This window comes from Roseovarius sp. A46, from assembly GCF_004126395.1.
GTDB classification, from domain to species: Bacteria; Pseudomonadota; Alphaproteobacteria; order Rhodobacterales; family Rhodobacteraceae; genus Roseovarius; species Roseovarius nitratireducens.
This window is the reverse complement of sequence record NZ_PVWS01000027.1, coordinates 25,767-43,034: the sequence shown is the minus strand read 5'-3', so window position 1 is coordinate 43,034 and position 17,268 is coordinate 25,767. Positions and strand designations below refer to the sequence as shown.

General features: G+C 65.4%; 17 protein-coding genes. 14 read left to right on the top strand and 3 right to left on the bottom strand.

Annotated features, from left to right (window positions below):
• The first annotated feature begins 284 nt into the window (after window positions 1-284).
• Together C6W92_RS13695 and C6W92_RS13690 are read left to right on the top strand one after the other, a co-directional pair.
• Window positions 285-1,007, top strand: a complete 723-nt coding sequence (locus tag C6W92_RS13695; RefSeq protein ID WP_129434170.1) for a CoA transferase subunit A — start codon at window positions 285-287, stop codon at window positions 1,005-1,007.
• Window positions 1,007-1,636 carry a CoA transferase subunit B gene (locus C6W92_RS13690; RefSeq protein WP_104019236.1) on the top strand — a complete coding sequence of 210 codons (630 nt, stop codon included), beginning with the start codon at window positions 1,007-1,009 and terminating at the stop codon, window positions 1,634-1,636. The genes C6W92_RS13695 and C6W92_RS13690 overlap by 1 nt, the downstream gene beginning before the upstream one ends.
• A gap of 44 nt (window positions 1,637-1,680) precedes the next feature.
• On the opposite strand, the gene C6W92_RS13685 is transcribed toward C6W92_RS13690, so the two are convergent.
• On the bottom strand, window positions 1,681-2,490 hold the full coding sequence (locus C6W92_RS13685) for a lytic transglycosylase domain-containing protein (protein ID WP_241691168.1): 810 nt from the start codon (window positions 2,488-2,490) through the stop codon (window positions 1,681-1,683).
• A 346-nt stretch (window positions 2,491-2,836) separates the two neighbouring features.
• Here C6W92_RS13685 and C6W92_RS13680 point away from each other — a divergent pair, with 346 nt between their 5' ends.
• The 12 genes from C6W92_RS13680 to C6W92_RS13625 all read left to right on the top strand — a co-directional run bounded on the left by C6W92_RS13680 (window position 2,837) and on the right by C6W92_RS13625 (window position 14,949).
• Window positions 2,837-3,040, top strand: coding sequence for a hypothetical protein (locus C6W92_RS13680; protein WP_129434168.1), 204 nt, complete (start codon window positions 2,837-2,839; stop codon window positions 3,038-3,040).
• A gap of 480 nt (window positions 3,041-3,520) precedes the next feature.
• Window positions 3,521-4,393, top strand: a complete 873-nt coding sequence (gene cpaB / locus C6W92_RS13675; RefSeq protein ID WP_129434166.1) for a Flp pilus assembly protein CpaB — start codon at window positions 3,521-3,523, stop codon at window positions 4,391-4,393.
• A 195-nt stretch (window positions 4,394-4,588) separates the two neighbouring features.
• Entirely contained in the window at window positions 4,589-6,013 is a 1,425-nt protein-coding gene (locus C6W92_RS13670; protein ID WP_129434164.1) for a type II and III secretion system protein family protein, read from the top strand.
• Window positions 6,014-6,027: 14 nt separating this feature from the next.
• Entirely contained in the window at window positions 6,028-6,693 is a 666-nt protein-coding gene (locus C6W92_RS13665; RefSeq protein WP_129434162.1) for an OmpA family protein, read from the top strand.
• 244 nt (window positions 6,694-6,937) lie between these two features.
• Window positions 6,938-8,164: a pilus assembly protein CpaE gene (locus C6W92_RS13660; RefSeq protein ID WP_129434160.1), complete on the top strand. Its 1,227-nt coding sequence runs from the start codon at window positions 6,938-6,940 to the stop codon at window positions 8,162-8,164.
• Window positions 8,165-8,180: 16 nt separating this feature from the next.
• Window positions 8,181-9,614 carry a CpaF family protein gene (locus tag C6W92_RS13655; protein ID WP_129434158.1) on the top strand — a complete coding sequence of 478 codons (1,434 nt, stop codon included), beginning with the start codon at window positions 8,181-8,183 and terminating at the stop codon, window positions 9,612-9,614.
• A 4-nt stretch (window positions 9,615-9,618) separates the two neighbouring features.
• Complete coding sequence (locus C6W92_RS13650; RefSeq protein WP_129434156.1) at window positions 9,619-10,587, top strand: type II secretion system F family protein; 969 nt, start codon at window positions 9,619-9,621, stop codon at window positions 10,585-10,587.
• Between the two features lie 10 nt (window positions 10,588-10,597).
• Window positions 10,598-11,581: a type II secretion system F family protein gene (locus C6W92_RS13645; protein WP_129434154.1), complete on the top strand. Its 984-nt coding sequence runs from the start codon at window positions 10,598-10,600 to the stop codon at window positions 11,579-11,581.
• A 13-nt stretch (window positions 11,582-11,594) separates the two neighbouring features.
• A complete protein-coding gene (locus tag C6W92_RS13640; protein WP_129434152.1) occupies window positions 11,595-12,146 on the top strand; it encodes a tetratricopeptide repeat protein in 552 nt (183 codons plus the stop codon).
• Window positions 12,147-12,175: 29 nt separating this feature from the next.
• Complete coding sequence (locus C6W92_RS13635) at window positions 12,176-13,030, top strand: tetratricopeptide repeat protein (RefSeq protein ID WP_129434150.1); 855 nt, start codon at window positions 12,176-12,178, stop codon at window positions 13,028-13,030.
• A 9-nt stretch (window positions 13,031-13,039) separates the two neighbouring features.
• Window positions 13,040-13,540, top strand: a complete 501-nt coding sequence (locus C6W92_RS13630; RefSeq protein WP_129434148.1) for a prepilin peptidase — start codon at window positions 13,040-13,042, stop codon at window positions 13,538-13,540.
• 98 nt (window positions 13,541-13,638) lie between these two features.
• Window positions 13,639-14,949: an ATPase gene (locus C6W92_RS13625; protein WP_129434146.1), complete on the top strand. Its 1,311-nt coding sequence runs from the start codon at window positions 13,639-13,641 to the stop codon at window positions 14,947-14,949.
• Between the two features lie 282 nt (window positions 14,950-15,231).
• Here C6W92_RS13625 and C6W92_RS13620 read toward each other — a convergent pair whose 3' ends face one another.
• Together C6W92_RS13620 and C6W92_RS13615 are read right to left on the bottom strand one after the other, a co-directional pair.
• Window positions 15,232-16,185, bottom strand: coding sequence for an SLAC1 anion channel family protein (locus C6W92_RS13620; protein ID WP_241691167.1), 954 nt, complete (start codon window positions 16,183-16,185; stop codon window positions 15,232-15,234).
• Window positions 16,178-16,876: a fumarylacetoacetate hydrolase family protein gene (locus C6W92_RS13615; protein WP_129434144.1), complete on the bottom strand. Its 699-nt coding sequence runs from the start codon at window positions 16,874-16,876 to the stop codon at window positions 16,178-16,180. Before C6W92_RS13615 ends, C6W92_RS13620 begins: the two co-directional genes overlap by 8 nt.
• Between the last annotated feature and the right edge of the window lie 392 nt (window positions 16,877-17,268).

Genomic DNA, 17,268 nt, shown 5'->3' with positions numbered 1-17,268 from the left:
AGCGCCGGGTGGTCGAACAACTCCTGCGGAGCAAACAAGGCGGGCTGGGTCGAAAAACTCTGTCTCATGACAAAACATACCCCACCAAACCATCTCAGGGAATCCCAAGAGTTTCGCTGTGGTCTCTCAAAAGATTTCGGCGCGCTTTCTTTCAAAGAAAGCGGGCGTAATGGCCGGGGCTACGTAGTAATCCGTAAATCGCCGCGATGCAGCGCGCCCCGCGTTGACACCGCCCCCCGCCCCGCCGCATACCAAGGTCGACGGATTTCAGGAGGAGATGCGCGATGTCCAAGGTATACGGCTCGGCGGCCGAGGCGCTTGACGGGCTCTTGCAGGATGACATGACCATCGCCGCGGGCGGCTTTGGCCTCTGCGGCATTCCCGAGTTGCTGCTCGCCGCGATCCGCGATTCGGGCGCCAAGAACCTTACCTTCGCGTCCAACAACGCAGGCGTTGACGATTTCGGCATCGGCATCCTGCTGCAGACCCGGCAGGTCAGAAAGATGATGTCGTCCTACGTGGGCGAGAACGCCGAATTCATGCGCCAGTATCTCAGCGGTGAGCTCGAGCTCGAATTCAACCCCCAGGGCACGCTCGCCGAGCGGATGCGCGCGGGCGGCGCCGGCATTCCGGGCTTCTATACCAAGACCGGCGTCGGCACCCAGATCGCCGAGGGCAAGGAACACAAGGAGTTCCCCACAGGCCCCGGCGGCCAGCCCGAGACCTACATCCTCGAGCGCGGCATCTTCGCCGATCTCTCGATCGTCAAGGCATGGAAGGCCGACACCACCGGCAACTGCATCTTCCGCAAGACCGCGCGCAACTTCAACCCGCCCGCGGCCATGTGCGGCCGCACCTGCGTGATGGAGGTCGAGGAGATCGTCGAGCCCGGTACGCTCGACCCCGACTGCATCCACCTGCCCGGCATCTACGTGCACCGCCTGATCCAGGGCGACCACGAGAAACGCATCGAACAACGCACCGTGCGCAAGAGGGAGGAAGCCTGATGCCCTGGACCCGCGACCAGATGGCGGCACGCGCCGCGCAGGAGCTCGAGGACGGCACCTATGTCAATCTCGGCATCGGCATCCCGACCCTGGTGTCGAACTACATCCCCGAGGGCGTTCAGGTGACGCTGCAATCGGAAAACGGGATGCTCGGCATGGGCCCCTTCCCGCTCGAGGGCGACGAAGACCCCGATCTCATCAACGCCGGCAAGCAGACCATCACCGAGCTGCCCCACACCGCCTATTTCGACAGCGCCACCTCCTTCGGCATGATCCGGGGCGGCAAGATCGCGATGGCGATTCTCGGCGCGATGGAGGTGGCCGAGAACGGCGATCTGGCCAACTGGATGATCCCGGGCAAGCTGATCAAGGGCATGGGCGGCGCGATGGACCTCGTCGCCGGCGTGCGCCGGGTGGTGGTGGTAATGGACCACACCAACAAGGCAGGTGAATCAAAGCTGCTCAAGAAATGCACCCTGCCGCTCACCGGCACCGGCGTGGTGAATCGCATTGTCACCAACCTCGGCGTGCTCGACGTGGTCGAGGGGGGCCTGCGCATCGTGGAATGCGCCGATGGCGTGACCGAGGACGAGATCCGCGCCGCCACCGAGGCCGCGATCGTCAACTGAAACCGTCGACCGACCGGGGCCAGGCCGCCGCGCCCGGCCCCGGTCTAGTTCAACGCCAGGTCGAAGGCACAGGCGTCGGTGACGAGCTCGGGCCGCGTCTTGCACAGCCCCCGCGCCACCTCGAAGGCCGCGAGCACGCGCGGCACGTAATCGCGCGTCTCCGCAAAGGGGGGCACACCGCCATGGTCGCGCAGCGCCCCCTCGCCCGCGTTGTAGCCCGCCAGCGCAAGGATGACGTCGCCGCCGAATTCGCCGATCAGCCAGTCGAGATAGGCCGCGCCGCCGCGGATGTTCTCGGTCGGGGCCAGCGGGTCGGCCACGCCGAACCGCGCGGCGGTGTCGGGCATGAGCTGCATCAGCCCCTGCGCCCCCTTCTCGGACACCACCTCCGCGCGCCCGCCCGATTCTACCGCGATCACCGACAGCACCAGCGCGGGCGATACCCGCGTGCCGACGGTGGCGCGCAGGATGTCGGCGCCCCGCGCGCGCAGGATGTCACGCAGGGTTTGCAGCCGCGGCACTGCCGGTGCCGCCCCATCGGGCGGATTGGCGAGACGTGTCATCGCGGCGCTCAGGCGCAAAGCCCCGTCAGCGTCGAGCGCGGCGGGCACCTCCTCCCAGAACCAGCCAAGGCGCGGCTCCGCCCGCGCACCTGCCTCGCTCCCGCCGTCGGCAAGCGGGGCCTCGCGTGGCGTGATCTGCACCAGCGGGCCGCGCGGCGCACCGGGTTTCGGGGCTTCCTCGAACTTGGGCGAGAAGTCGGGAAAGGGCGGCGGGCCATCGCCCCGCGCGCCGCCACCCGATGCCAGCGCGGCAAAAAAGCACAAAACCCTGAATATTCCGTTGATCGGCACTGCTCTGCCCCGGATCGTTTCCCTCCATCATGTCAACAATCCGCTCTCATGGCCAGAATCGTTGCGTGAAACACGGATCGTTTTGCGCGATTTTCGTCAAATTCTGCACGCAAAAGATGTATATCGAGAGACATTTTCAGTTTATTTCTTTTGTTTTCAGTATTTTGAAAACTTTCTCGGTGAAATTCATCAAAACACGAAAATCGCTGCATTGCCGCCCAAATCACGCCCGGATTCGGCGGCCATATAGGATCACACCACGACGGCAACGGGCCATAAAACTGGAGGGTCTGAAACCGGGGTGGATGTGAAAACTGAGCAACTGATCCTTTGGAGGGACCAAACCATGATGAACTTTTTCAAGAACTTCTCGAAAGACGAAGACGGCGCAGTGACGGTTGACTGGGTCGTGCTGACCGCAGCGGTCGTGGGCCTCGGCGTCGCCGCAGTCTCCACGATTGAGGGTGGCGTGAGCGGCCTTGGTGATAAAATCGCCACCGGCGTCAACAGCGACAGTAACGTCGGCGCGGGTATCACCACAACCGAGTAATATCTGGATGCCTCTTGCCCTGGTGGCGACACGGGGCGAGGACGAGACAGCAGGGCCGTGTCCGGTGCGGACACGGCCCTGCGTATACGTTGTAACGAGTATTTGAGCCGGGTCGCGCCCCCGGCACCCGGGGCCATGTGCAGCACCGGGACAGCATCACGAGGTATGCAGATGCGCAGAACGATCACCACATTCCTGCTCCAGGAAGACAGCGGCGCCGTCACCGTGGGTTGGGTTGGGTCGTGATGACTGCGATCGTTACCGCGCTCGGCGCCCTGGTGATGGTCCTGTTCGTCGAGGGCGACAATGCCGCCACCAAGGCCATCGCAGACAGGCTGTCACGCGTATCAAACGAGTGACCGTACGCACGCCGCGCAACCTCCTATGTTTTGCCACATTCAACCTGTATTTCGCGGGGATGATCCTCGGCTGAAAGTCGTGAATCGGCCGTGTGCCATACGAATTGGAAAGGAAGACGCAATGCGCTTGATCTTCGGACTGGTCCTGCTGGTCGGTATCGGCCTTGCAGGCTTTGCCACCTACATGGCGAAGAATTACATCGAGCAATACCAGCAACAGCTCGCCCAGGAGCGCAAGCAGCGCGCCCCGGAGATCGAGACCGTTGATGTCCTGGTGGCCGCGCGCGACCTGAAATACGGTGAAAAGTTGGAAAAGGACGCGGTGAAAAGCGTGAAGTACCCCAAGTCGTCGCTGCCCGAGGGTATCTTTACCGAAGCCACAGCCCTCTTTCCCGAGGAGGCGCGCGATCCGCGCGAGGTGCTGCGCAGCATGGTCGAGGGCGAGGTGATCCTCGCCGGCAAGGTGACCGACCCGGGTGAGCCCGCGGGCATCGGATCGCGGCTCGCGTCCGGGATGCGCGCCTTCGCCATCGAGGTGGACGCCAAGAGCGGCGTTTCGGGCTTCCTGCGTCCCGGCGACCGGGTCGATGTCTACTGGACCGGCTCTGTCGGCAAGGGCAACATGCGCACCGAAGGCAATTCCACCGGTAGCGTGACCAAGCTCATCGAGTCCCGGATGCCGCTTGTCGCCGTCGACCAGAGCGCCGACATGGACCGTGACGAGGCCCGCATCGCGCGCACCGTGACGGTCGAGGCAACCCCGCAGCAGGTCGCTTCGCTCGCGCAGGCACAATCCACCGGGCGGCTGTCACTGTCGCTCGTCGGCGCGCTCGACCAGACCACGTCGGAGGTGATCGAGGTCGATCAGTATCGCCTGCTCGGCATCGAGGCCGCCGAAGCCCCCAAACCGCCGCAAATGGAAGAAGAGCGCTGCACCATTCGCACGCGCCGCGGCTCCGAAGTCGTGATGACTCCCATCCCCTGCACCAACTGAGGCGGCGCACCCGCCCACCATCGGGGCCGCCTTCGGGCGGCCCCGGGTATTCCGGGCGGGCAGAAACGGCACAGCGAGGATCAAAGACGGCGCGAATCTCATTGATTCCTTGCAAAATTCGCAATTCTCGCGCAGAGTGACGCCAAACGCGGGCGCAAGACCCGGACAAGAGGCGTGATCGGAGAGGCAGGTCACATGAGCATCAGGACCATTCTACACTCGGCCCTCGCGGTCGCGCTAATCGGCGCAGGTGTGAGCGCGCTGCCTGCCCATGCCGATAGCGTGCGCGTCGTGCGCGGCGATGCGACCAGCAATATCAACGTCGCGATGAACCGCGCGGTCGTGGTGGAAAGCGACGTCTCTTTCGCCGAGTTGAGCATCGCCAACCCCGCCATCGCCGATTTCTCGACCCTGTCGGACCGCACCATTTACGTTCTCGGCAAGGCGCCGGGGCGCACCACGCTGACGCTGTTTGACGGCACCGGGCGGCTCATCACCAATATCGACGTTCACGTCAGCACCGATATCGCCGAGTTCAAGGAACGCCTCCGCCAGATCCTGCCGGGCGAAAAGATCGAGGTGCGCACCGCCAATGACGGCATCGTGCTGTCGGGCACGGTGTCGAGCCCGACGCGGCTGCAACGCGCGCTCGATCTCGCCGAGCGCTACGCGCCCGAGCGCGTGTCGAACCTCATGTCGGTCTCGGGCAAGCAGCAGGTCATGCTCAAGGTCCGCTTCGCCGAAATGCAACGCACGGTGTCCAAGGCGCTGTCGACCTCGCTTTCCGTCGATGGCCTGTCGTCACTCACCGGCGAGGGGGTGGGGGTCGCGGGCGCGCGACTCGGCACCAACCAGATCGGCGGCGGCGATACCGTCGTGCCCGGAACCATCAACAACCAGACCGCCGCCGGCACTGCCTTCATCGGCTTCGATATCGGTTCGGTCGAGCTTGGCATCCTGCTCGAGGCGCTAGAGACCAAGGGCGTCGTGCGCACCCTGGCAGAGCCCAATCTCACCGCCCTCTCGGGCCAGGAGGCAAGCTTTCTCGCCGGGGGCGAATTCCCCATCCCCGTGGCGCAGGAAGAGGGCACGATTACCGTCGACTACAAGAAATTCGGGGTCGAGCTGAAATTCATCCCGCGCGTGCTCGACGATGGCGTGATCAACCTCGAGATGGCGGCGGCGGTGTCGTCGATCGATGACAGCCAGCAGGTCAATGCCGGCACGATCACGCTGCCCGCCTTCCGTCGGCGCGACACCTCGACCACGGTCTCCATCCGCGACGGCGAGAGCTTTGCCATCGCCGGGCTTCTGCAGGACGATTTCCGCGACAACAATGCCCAGGTGCCCTGGCTCGGCGACGTGCCGGTGCTGGGCGCGCTGTTTCGCAGCGCCGATTACCTGCGTGCACAGAGCGAACTCGTCATCATCATCTCGGCACATCTCGTCTCGCCCACGCGCGGCGAGGCGCTGGCGCTGCCCACCGACCGGGTGCGCCTGCCGTCCGAGGGCGATCTGTTTCTGGGCGGGCGCGTGATGCGTGACGCACCAAAATCCGGTGCCGCGGGCGAGGTCGCCCGGCAGGATTTCACCGGGTCCTACGGCTACGTGATGGAATGACAGGGGGCAGGGCGATGAAACGGTATCTGGCGATCTCCGGTCTTTTCGTCACGGTGGCCTGCGCGTCACCTGATGGCGATGTCGTCCGCTCCTATTTCGGCGAAGCGGGATCGCTCGTCGATAATGGTGCCTTCGGCGACGCGTCGATGAACAACCACCTCGTGATGACCGGCGAGCGGAGCTATGTCTTCGACCTTGCCAACCGCTTCGCCAGCGAGGTCGACAGCACGGTGAACTTCTCCTTCGATTCGGACGTGCTCGACGCCGGCGCGCGCGACACCCTGCGCGAACAGGCGCACTGGATCCGCCAGTTCCCCGAGGTGCGCTTCCGCGTCTACGGCCATACCGACGCTGTCGGCCCGGAGGCTTATAACAAGTCGCTCGGGCTGCGCCGCGCACAGGCGGTGGTACGCTACCTCGCCAGCCAGGGGGTCGGCCGCGACCGGCTCGAGGCGGTCGCCTCCTTCGGCGAAACCCAGCCCCTGATCGTCACTCAAGGCCGCGAGAGGCGCAACCGCCGCACCGTGACCGAGGTCTCTGGCTTCGTCGGCTCGCACCCGATCGTGATGGACGGCAAGTATGCCGAAGTGGTCTATCGCGAATATGTCGAGAGTGCGACCTGGGAATCCACCGTCACGCTCGATGCCGAGACAGCAGGCGGTGGCAGCGGCGAGCAATAGCCCCACCCCATCAGATCGGCCCTGCCCGAGACCCGCCGCACCAGGCAGGTCTTTTTGTCTTCGGGCTTCCTACAATTACGATCTTTTGGCCAAAATGTCGCCCACATTAACGGCCATGTTTCCATTATCGAGCAATGCCCCGCGCCGTCTGACGCGACCGATCCGCGCCCCGCCCCCTTTGCGGTGTGCGATCCGACGTGCCGGACGGAGAGGGCCCCGACCGACAATAGTGGTGAGTTTCAACATGACCCAGACCGACACAACGCCGATCCGCGCCTGCACCATCAGCAGGGATGTGCAGAACTTCGACCTGCTCATCGAGGACATGGAGGCCACCCTCGGCGAGGCCTGGGGCGATCTGGGCTTTTCCGAGGCGCTGGCCTTCCTCAACCAGCCCGAGGCCGAGACCCTCGAATTCGTCGCGCTGGCGATGGACGAACACGACGAAGACGACCTGCCGCTGATGAACCAGATCATCCTCGTTGCCGCCCAGCGCGGAATCAAGAGCATCCTCATCGCCGAGGATGTCAGCCCCGCCGCGCTCCACCAGCTTCTGCGCAACGGGGCGGACGAATTCGTGCCCTATCCCCTGCCAGAACGCGAGTTGCAGGCCGCCATCGAGCGGCTGCGCACGCCCCCCGCCCCTTCCGCTGCAACCAGCACCAAGGCCGAGCGTCTGCCCGAGGCCAGCGCCGAAGGCGGCGTGATTCTCGCCGTGCAGGGGCTCGCCGGGGGCACCGGGGCAACCACGCTCGCGGTCAACCTCGCCTGGGAACTGGCCAATATCAACAAGGCAAAGCCGCCGCAGGTCTGCATTCTGGACTTAAGCCTGCAATTCGGCTCGGTCGCCACCTTCCTCGACCTGCCGCGCCGCGACGTGGTGTTCGAGATGTGGTCTGATACCGAGCGACTCGACGAGGACGTGTTCCGCCAGGCGCTCGTCACCTTCGAGGACAAGCTGCGCGTGCTGACCGCGCCCACAGATATCCTGCCGCTCGACATAATCGGCTCCGACGACGTGACCCGCGTGCTCGACCTCGCGCGCCGCCATTTCGACTACGTCATCGTCGACATGCCCACCACGCTGGTGCAATGGACCGAGACGGTGCTCAACCAATGCCAGATCTATTTCGCCACGCTCGAGCTCGACATGCGCTCGGCGCAGAACACCCTGCGCATCAAGCGCGCGCTCCAGGCCGAGGACCTGCCGCTCGAGAAGCTGCGCTACTGCCTCAACCGGGCGCCGAAATTCACCGATATCGGGGCGCGGTCCCGCGTCAGGCGGTTGGCCGAAAGTCTCGAGATCGGGCTCGAGCTTCAGCTTCCCGATGGTGGGCGCGCGGTGTCGCAAAGCGCCGATCACGGGCTGCCGCTCGCCTCGACCGCCGCCAAGAACCCGCTGCGCCGCGAGATCGCCAAGCTCGCCCAATCGCTGCACGAGCTCGGCCGCGACGAGGCCGAGGCCGCCTGAGGAAAGGACGCCACAGATGTTTTCGCGCTACAAGAAGTCAGGCGGCGCCGCCCCTGCGCCAAAGGCGCCCGCCGCGACGGCCACCAAGCCCGAGCCCGCCCCCAAGGTCACCAGCCTGCGCAGGCCGCCGCAGAAATCGGCGGCGGCGCCTGCGCCCGAGGACAAGGAACGCAAGCGCAAGGAGCGGCTTGGCGAGATCAAGATCGAGCTTCACCGCGCGCTGCTCGACAATCTCAACCTCTCCGCGCTAGACACCGCGACCGAGGCCGACCTGCGCGCCGAGATCACCGCCATTTCCTCGGAAATCCTCCAGGAAAAGGGAATCGTGCTCAATCGCGAGGACCGCGCGCGCCTGACGCAAGAGCTCTACGACGAGGTCAAGGGCCTCGGCCCCCTCGAGACGCTGCTCAAGGACGACACGATCAGCGACATCCTCGTGAACGGCCCGCACCAGATCTTCATCGAGCGCGAGGGTCGGCTCGTGGTGAGTGACGTCACCTTCAAGGACGAAAAGCACCTCCTGCGCATCATCGACAAGATCGTGAGCGCAGTCGGCCGCCGGGTGGACGAATCGAACCCCTACGTCGACGCCCGCCTCGCCGACGGCTCGCGATTCAACGCGATGGTGCCGCCCATCGCGGTGGATGGCAGCCTCGTGTCGATCCGCAAATTCAAGAAGGACAAGCTCGGCATCGACGATCTCGTGCGCTTCGGCGCCTTTTCCGAGGAAATGGCCGCCTATCTCCAGGCCGCCGTCGCCTGCCGGCTCAACATCGTCGTCTCGGGCGGCACCGGTTCGGGCAAGACCACCACCCTCAACGCGCTCAGCTCGTTCATCGACAATGCCGAGCGCATCCTCACCGTCGAGGACACCGCCGAATTGCAGCTTCAGCAGGCCCATGTCGGCCGCATGGAGACGCGCCCCCCCAACGTCGAGGGCAAGGGCGAGGTGACCGCGCGCGACTGTATCAAGAACGCGCTCCGGATGCGCCCCGACCGGATCATCGTCGGCGAGACGCGCGGCGAAGAGGTGATCGACATGCTTCAGGCCATGAATACCGGCCATGACGGCTCGATGACCACGATCCACGCCAACAACGCGCGCGACGCGTTCAGCCGTCTGGAAAACATGGTCGCGATGGCCGGGATCGAGATGCCGCTCAAGGCGGTGCGCAACCAGATCGCCAGCGCCGTCAACGTCATCGTGCAGGCCAACCGCCTGCAGGACGGCTCGCGCCGGATGACCTCGATCACCGAGGTGACCGGGATGGAGGGCGAGGTGATCTCGATGCAGGAGGTGTTCCGCTTCCAGCGGGTCGGAATCTCGTCCGAAAACAAGATCCTGGGCCATTTCACCGGCACCGGCGTGCGCTCGCACTTCACCGAGCGCTTCCGCCTGTGGGGCTACGACCTGCCGCCCTCCATCTACGAACCCATCGCGGCGGAGTGAGACAATGAGCATAGGTTCCGAACCGATCATCTACGGCCTCATCTTCGTCGGCGTTCTGGTGCTTGTCGAGGGGCTCTACCTCACCGTGTTCGGCCGCTCCATCAGCCTCGACAAGCGGGTGAACCGGCGGCTCGAACTGCTCGAGAAGCACGGCAACCGCGAGCAGGTGATGGAAACCCTCCGCAAGGAGATGGAGCAACACCTCAAGGCGCGGCGCGTACCGCTCTACGCGATCCTGTCGGTCAAGGCGCAAAAGGCGGCCATCGCCTTCACGCCCAAGCAGATCGTGATGATCATGGCCGCCACCGGCGTCCTTGCCTTTCTCGGGCTGACCATCGGCACCGCCACGCCGCTGCCGGTGCGGATTCTGGTCTCGGCGGCCATGGGCGTTGGCGGCGTCTACATGTGGATTTCCCTGAAGGCATCCAAGCGCATGGGCATGCTCGAGGAACAGCTCCCCGACGCGATCGAGCTGATGGTGCGCAGCCTGCGGGTGGGCCACCCGTTTTCCTCGGCCATCGGGATTGTCGCCAACGAGGTGTCCGACCCGCTCGCCACCGAATTCGGCGTGATCGCGGACGAGGCCACCTATGGCCGCGACATCGGCGAGGCGCTCAAGGACATGGCAGAGCGACTCGACATGCAGGACCTGCGCTTTCTCGCGGTGGCGGTGACCATCCAGCAGCAGGCCGGCGGTAACCTGGCCGAAATCCTCTCGGGGCTGGCCAAGGTCATCCGCGCGCGCTTTCGCCTGTTCCGCCGCGTCAAGGCGATCACCGCCGAGGCGCAATGGTCGGGCAAGTTCCTGTCGGGCTTTCCGCTATTCGCCATCTTCGGCATCCAGATGATCAAGCCCGACTATTACGACGAGGCGATGGACCACCCCTGGTTCATCCCGGCGGTGCTGATCGTCGGCGTATTCCTCGTGCTCAACGTCATCGTCATGCGCGCCCTCGTGAACATCAAGGTCTGAAAGGTCTTTCATGCCCCTGCCCCCCGCCATCATCCCGCTGCTGATCGACAGCCTCGGCCCGTTCGGTCCGGTGATCGCGCTGGGCGGCTTCGGTGTCCTTCTGATGCTGGTCACGCTGGGGTTCATGCTCCAGCAAAAGCCCGACCCGCTCGACAAGCTCAAGCAGTATCAGCCCGGCGCCCAGGCCGCCGCGGGCCCACGCAAGGACACGCTGCGCGCCAAGCGCAAAAACAAGAAGCTCGACAAATACGCCACCTTCCTCGAGCCACAGGACTCGAAGCAACTGAGCGAGATGCGTCTCAAGCTGATGCAGGCGGGTTACCGGCATCGCGACGCGGTGCGCTATTTCCACGCCGCGCAACTGGGGCTGGCGCTGGGGTTTCTGGCACTGGGGATCCTCTACTTCCTGCTGTTCAAGGCCGGCGGCGAGACCGATATCAAGACCTCCATCGCCTATATCCTCGGCCCCGGCCTGGTGGGCTACATGATGCCGAAATACTGGGTCACCAAGCGCCAGCAACAACGCCAGGAAGAAATCCAGGACGGCTTTCCCGACAGTCTCGACATGATGCTCGTCTGCGTAGAGGCCGGGCAGTCGATGGACCAGGCAATCATCCGCGTGGCCAAGGAAATCCGCTCCTCCTATCCCGCCCTGTCCGAGGAATACGAGATCGTCGCGCTCCAGATGAAGGCCGGCCGCGACAAGCCCTCGGTGCTGAGCGAGATGGGTGACCGCTGCGGCGTGCAGGACATCTCCAGCTTCGTCACCACCCTCATCCAGTCGCAGACCTTCGGCACCCCGGTGGGCGACGCACTGCGCGTCTATGCCGGCGAGATGCGTGACAAACGGGTCATGCGCGCCGAGGAAAAGGCCAACAAGCTGCCCACCCAGATGACACTGGTCACGATGACGCTTACAGTGCCGCCATTGCTGATCATTCTCGTCGGACCTTCGATGCTCGACATCATGAAGCTGTTCACGATGGGCAAGTGAAGAAAGGGGCACGATGGCGGGACGGTTGGCGGCGGCTCTGGCGTTCGCGCTGATGCTCGCGTCCTGCACCCCGGCCCTGCCCCAGGGGCCCTTCCCGCCCGGTGCCGCCCCGGGCAAACCGGTGGCGGTCGATCCGCTCCTGGTCGGGCACCGGCTGATGGACGCCGGCGAATTCGAGCTCGCGCACCGCGCCTATACCCGCGCCGGTGCCGACCGGGGCCTCACCGCCGACGTGCTGGCGGGGCTGGGCACCGCCAATCTTGCGATGGGTCGGCTCGGCACCGCCGAACGGCTCCTGCGCCGCGCCATCGAGAGCGACGCGGCGACACCGGAAATGTGGAACAATCTCGGCGTCGTGCTGGTGGAAAAGGGCGATTTCCTCGAGGCCGAGCAGATGCTGCGCCGCGCCTATGCGCTCGACAATGGCACCAGCGACGCGATTCGCGACAACCTGCGTTTGGCTCTCGCAAAATCGCGGGATTCCAGCTATGATGACAATGTCGAACAAGAATACAAAGTGGTGCGGCGCGGCGGAGGCAAATACCTCCTGCGCAAGATACCATGACGAGGCCGAGGCAGTAAAAGGACGCAAGAATGCGCCATTCCATCCGGATCATCCTGTGCGCGACGGGGGCCGTCGCGCTGTCCGCCTGTGCGCCGACCCCGGGCGAAGAGGTCGACCGCGCCCTGCGCGACATCAACGTCATCGACGAAAGCAACCTCAACGAGGTGATGCTGCAATCGTCCGACCCCGCCGAGGCGGTCGCCTATTTCCAGCGCGCCACGGCCAATGATCCCGACCGGATCGACCTGATGCGGGGCCTGGGAAAATCGCTCGTGCGCGCCGGACGTGCCACCGAGGCGGTCGCCACTTGGGAAAAGGTCACCGACCACCCCGACGCCGCCGACACCGACAGCGTGGCGCTGGCCGATGCGCTCATCCGCAACAACGAGTGGGACCGCGCAGCCAAAGTGCTCGACACGATCCCGCCGACCGTCGAGACCTATAACCGCTACCGGCTCGAGGCGATGATCGCCGACAGCGAGGAAGACTGGGACAAGGCCGACAGCTTCTACGAGACCGCCGTCGGGCTCACCACGAAACCGGGCCCGGTGCTGAACAACTGGGGCTATTCCAAGCTCAGCCGTGGCGACGCCGCCGGGGCCGAGCGCCTGTTTGCCGACGCGGTACGTCAGGATCCGGGGCTCTTCACTGCCAAGAACAACCTCGTTCTCGCGCGCGGCACACAGGGCAATTACGCCATGCCGGTCCTGCCGGCCACGCAGGAGGAACGCGCGCAGCTTCTCTACACGCTGGGCCTCGCGGCAGTGAAACAGGGCGATGTCGCCATCGGCCGCGGCCTGCTGCAAGAGGCGGTCGAGACCCACCCGCAACATTTCGACGCCGCCGTGCGCAGCCTGCGCGCGCTCGAAAGCGGCACGGGCTGAGGCCGCCTCATGGGCTTTGACACACCGGCCACGGCGGCGCTCTGGTTCCTGATCTTCGCCGCGCCGATCTGCCTGTGGGTGGCGTGGAGCGACCTGCGGTCGATGAAAATCCCCAACAAGGCGGTGATCGCGCTGGTCTGCGTCTATCTCGCGGTGGGGATCGCGGTGCTGCCGCTCCCCGACTACCTGTGGCGGCTGAGCCACCTCGCCGCGCTGCTGCTCGTGGGGATCGGGGCCAATGCCGCCGGGCTGATGGGCGCGGGAGATGCCAAGTTCATAGCCGCCGCCGGGCCTTTCGTGGCCTTGGGCGACGCATCCGCGGTCATGCTGCTCCTCGCGGGCGTGCTTCTGGCGGCCTTTGCCACCCACCGCCTCGCACGGATGAGCCCGCTGCGCCGCCTCGCCCCCGACTGGGCAAGCTGGCATTCCGGCCGCCGCTTCCCGATGGGGCTCGCACTCGGGCCGGCGCTCGCGCTCTACCTCGCGCTCGCCGCACTCCACGGGGCCTGACCGCGCCGCCGCAGGAGCGCCCGGCGCCAGCCATATTTTGCACAAACTCGGCCCTCATGATGTGCCCGTTAAACGGGTATCGAGGGCAGACCAGCACCATGAACATGCAAGCCACGACCGGGGTGCAGCCCCCGCCGCCGCCCAACCGCCTCGAGGAGATGCGGCTGCCGGTGGTGATGATGCGCGACATCCTGCTCAAGACGATGTTTCGCAAGAACCTCGACCTCGTCAGCGAAATCGCCGACGCCATCTGCCTGCCGCGCGCCGTCACGCAAGAACTTGTCGATCTCTCGCGCACTCAGCGGCTCGTGGAGGCCACCGGCACGCTGCACGCCAATTCGGGCGGCGAGATGGGATTCCAGCTCACCGACGCGGGCAAGACCCGCGCGCTCGACGCACTCAGCCAGTCGGAATATTTCGGCGCCATGCCGGTGCCGCTCGACGTCTACGCCGACCAGGTCAAGCGCCAGTCGATCCGCAACATCCAGATCACCCGTGACCAGCTTACCTCGGCGATGGGCCACCTCGTGCTGCCACCCGCCCTTCTCGACCATCTCGGCCCGGCGGTGAGCGCCGGCCGCTCGATCCTGATGTACGGGCCCCCGGGCAACGGCAAATCCTCGATTTCCAACGGCATCCGCGACGCGATGGGCGACAAGGTCTACGTGCCCCGCGCCATCGAATACGCAGGCCAGGTCATCACCGTCTACGACCCGATCGTGCATTCCGCCGCCGAGACCGAGACCGACGATCCCAACAGCTTGCGCCGCCGCCGCACCTTTGACACCCGCTACGTGCGATGCGAACGCCCCACCGTCGTCACCGGCGGCGAACTGAGCCTGTCTATGCTCGACCTGGTCTACAACCCCGTGGCGCGCACCTACCAGGCGCCGTTGCAACTCAAGTCCACCGGAGGCATCTTCATCGTCGATGACCTCGGTCGCCAGAAAGAGCCGCCGCAATCGCTCATCAACCGCTGGATCGTGCCGCTGGAGGAATCCAAGGACATCCTCGCCCTGCAATCGGGCGAGAAATTCGAGGTGCCGTTCGACACGCTGGTGATCTTCTCCACCAACTTCCACCCCAACGAGATCTTCGACAAGGCGGCGCTGCGGCGGATCTTCTTCAAGATCAAGATCGACGGGCCCAGCCAGGCCGATTTCCTCAAGATCTTCGCGATGGTCGCCAAGAAGAAGGGCATGCCGCTCGACGAGGCTGCGCTCATCCACCTCGTCAAGGAAAAGTACCCCACGATCAACAGCATCTACGCCAATTACCAGCCGGTCTTCCTGATCGACCAGATGATCGCGATCTGCGAGTTCGAGGGCATCCCCTACCAGATGACCCCCGACCTGATCGACCGCGCATGGGCCAACATGTTCGTGCGCGAGGAGGAAATCCAGCACTGACGACGGCGGTCGCCGGGCGGTTGTGGCCTTGAGTGACCGTTGGGCATGACGCGATGAGCCGCGCGAGCGCCCGACCGCGGGTGGGCGCACTGACGATTGGGCTGCGCGATTTATGGTGCAAGCTACTTCTTGGCTAACAGCTGCTTGCGCCGTTGCAAAAGCGCCCGCCCGTCCGGGCGGTCGGGCGCTCGCGCGGCGGCGTGCAAGCACGCCTTGTTCCGCGCGGGTGCAAAATACGAATGGCGGGAACAGGCCCATTCCCACCCGTGAAAATCCACGCCCTCACCCGCCGAACAGCACCCCGCGCGCCAGCGCCTGCCCCGTGCGCCACAATAGCCCCGCGATGATCGCCAACAGCACCGCCAGCAGCCCGAAGCCGATCGCCGCATGCGCGCCCGATCCCACCGCTTCGGCATGCGTAAAGCTCGCCACCGTCACCGCCGCCACCGGAAAACTCAGCGCCCACGACGATAACGAGAACGACAGCGCCGCAAGGCGCGGAACCTGCGCCGCCACGATCAGAACGAACAGGTAGGCGAGGTTCAACAGCACCCGGGCAAACGCATCGACGTCCCCCACCAGCCCCACCCAGGCGAGGTAGCCCACGGCGGGCGGCGCCACGAGGATCACCAGCGTCGGCTGCAACCGCTCGGGCAGCGGATCGTGAAAGATCAGCCGGTTCATCACCAGCGTCAGCAGCACCACCCAGAACATCAGCCCCACCGCGGCAAAGAACCAGCTCACCTCCACATAGCCCATCGGCACCCCCGCGATGGCCACGATCACGTTGCCCACGGCAGGGATGAACCACGCGGGCGTCAGGTGCCCATGCTCGAAGGACCGCGACCCGATCCAGCCCGACACCACCGCCAGCGTCAACACAAGCTGCGCCGGGACCGCCACCAGGAACAGGGCGTGCGCGATCCCCGGCACCACGTCGAGCATCACCAGCGAGAACAGCACCAGCGAGATCGAGATCGCCGGAAAGAAGGCAAGGCTCACCGGGTGCCGCCATTCCTCCGCCACGGTGCCGGGATGGCGCACCGCCTTGGCAAGATAGGCCACCGCCACGACGCCGAATACCGCCAGCGTCAGCATATGCGCCGCCCCCGAGAGAAAATGCGTGAGCCCCGCCGCAGCCTCACCCGCCCGCAATGCGAGCGTGAAGCCACACAGCCCCATCACCACCGTGAACAGCGTCACCGGAACCTGCGCCAGCACCACGCCGCTACGCACCCGCGCCGATCGTCACCTCGACGGGTGGCAGCCCGTCGATCTCGCCTTTCAGGCGATTGCCCGGCACCACCGGGCCGACGCCGGCGGGCGTGCCGGTATAGATGAGATCGCCGGGCGCCAGGTGATAGAAGCGCGACAGGTGCGCGATGATCTCGGGCACCGACCACACCATCTCCGACAGCCGCGCGTCCTGCGCCACGCGCCCGTCCACCGACAGCCGCAGCGCCTGCGCGCCAATCTCGCCAAACCGCGCTTTCGGCGTCAGCGCCCCCATGATCGCCGCGTCCTCGAAATCCTTGCCCAGGTCCCAGGGCCGCCGCTTCTCCTTGGCCGCGCCCTGCAGGTCGCGCCGCGTCAGGTCGATGCCGCAGCCATAGCCCCAGACGGCGTCCATCGCCTCTGCCTCGCTCACTTGATACGCCTCCGCTCCCATTGCCACCACGAATTCCATCTCGTGATGGCAGTCTTCGGTGCCCGCCGGATAGGCGATGGTCGCCCCCGACAGGCACAGCGCATGCGCCGACTTGGTGAAATAGAACGGCGCCTCGCGATCCACCTCGTTGCCCATCTCGGCGGCATGGGCGGCATAGTTGCGCCCAACGCAGAAGATGCGCCGCACCGGATAGCCGCGCGCGTCGCCCTCGATGGGCACAAGCGGCGGGGCGGGGATGTCGAAAAGTGGCTCAGTCATCGGGATCTCCGGTGCAAAGGATTGGAATTGCGCCCGTTATGCGCCCCACCTGCAGCAGTGTCAAAAGGGCCGCAGCCCAACGCACGCCACAGCCGGGTTCGTTTTCATATTGCCGCAGGCGACCCTTCCGTTTGACGGCAGGCCCTTTTGGTGGGCGACACCTGGGAAGATGTGCGCCGTGCTGCATGGGGCCGTTCAGGGCCTCTTGCTGCCATTCGCCTGCCTCACCCCGCGCGGAATAGAGACGCGTTTACGCGCCGCCGCGCGAGCGCCCGACCGCCCCATCGGGCGGGCGCTATTGCAACGCTGCAAGTGGCGGAAATAGAAGAGGTATCTTGCACCATAAATCGCAGAGCGTAGCCGGGTTTGCGCCCACCCGGCGGTCGGGCGCT

Coding starts and splice junctions, on each gene's coding strand:
- C6W92_RS13680 (WP_129434168.1), top strand. CDS start 2,837: ATGATGAACTTTTTCAAGAACTTCTCGAAAGACGAAGACGGCGCAGTG.
- C6W92_RS13625 (WP_129434146.1), top strand. CDS start 13,639: ATGAACATGCAAGCCACGACCGGGGTGCAGCCCCCGCCGCCGCCCAAC.
- C6W92_RS13635 (WP_129434150.1), top strand. CDS start 12,176: ATGCGCCATTCCATCCGGATCATCCTGTGCGCGACGGGGGCCGTCGCG.
- C6W92_RS13615 (WP_129434144.1), bottom strand. CDS start 16,876: ATGACTGAGCCACTTTTCGACATCCCCGCCCCGCCGCTTGTGCCCATC.
- C6W92_RS13640 (WP_129434152.1), top strand. CDS start 11,595: ATGGCGGGACGGTTGGCGGCGGCTCTGGCGTTCGCGCTGATGCTCGCG.
- C6W92_RS13690 (WP_104019236.1), top strand. CDS start 1,007: ATGCCCTGGACCCGCGACCAGATGGCGGCACGCGCCGCGCAGGAGCTC.
- C6W92_RS13650 (WP_129434156.1), top strand. CDS start 9,619: ATGAGCATAGGTTCCGAACCGATCATCTACGGCCTCATCTTCGTCGGC.
- C6W92_RS13695 (WP_129434170.1), top strand. CDS start 285: ATGTCCAAGGTATACGGCTCGGCGGCCGAGGCGCTTGACGGGCTCTTG.
- cpaB (WP_129434166.1), top strand. CDS start 3,521: ATGCGCTTGATCTTCGGACTGGTCCTGCTGGTCGGTATCGGCCTTGCA.
- C6W92_RS13670 (WP_129434164.1), top strand. CDS start 4,589: ATGAGCATCAGGACCATTCTACACTCGGCCCTCGCGGTCGCGCTAATC.
- C6W92_RS13660 (WP_129434160.1), top strand. CDS start 6,938: ATGACCCAGACCGACACAACGCCGATCCGCGCCTGCACCATCAGCAGG.
- C6W92_RS13645 (WP_129434154.1), top strand. CDS start 10,598: ATGCCCCTGCCCCCCGCCATCATCCCGCTGCTGATCGACAGCCTCGGC.
- C6W92_RS13655 (WP_129434158.1), top strand. CDS start 8,181: ATGTTTTCGCGCTACAAGAAGTCAGGCGGCGCCGCCCCTGCGCCAAAG.
- C6W92_RS13630 (WP_129434148.1), top strand. CDS start 13,040: ATGGGCTTTGACACACCGGCCACGGCGGCGCTCTGGTTCCTGATCTTC.
- C6W92_RS13665 (WP_129434162.1), top strand. CDS start 6,028: ATGAAACGGTATCTGGCGATCTCCGGTCTTTTCGTCACGGTGGCCTGC.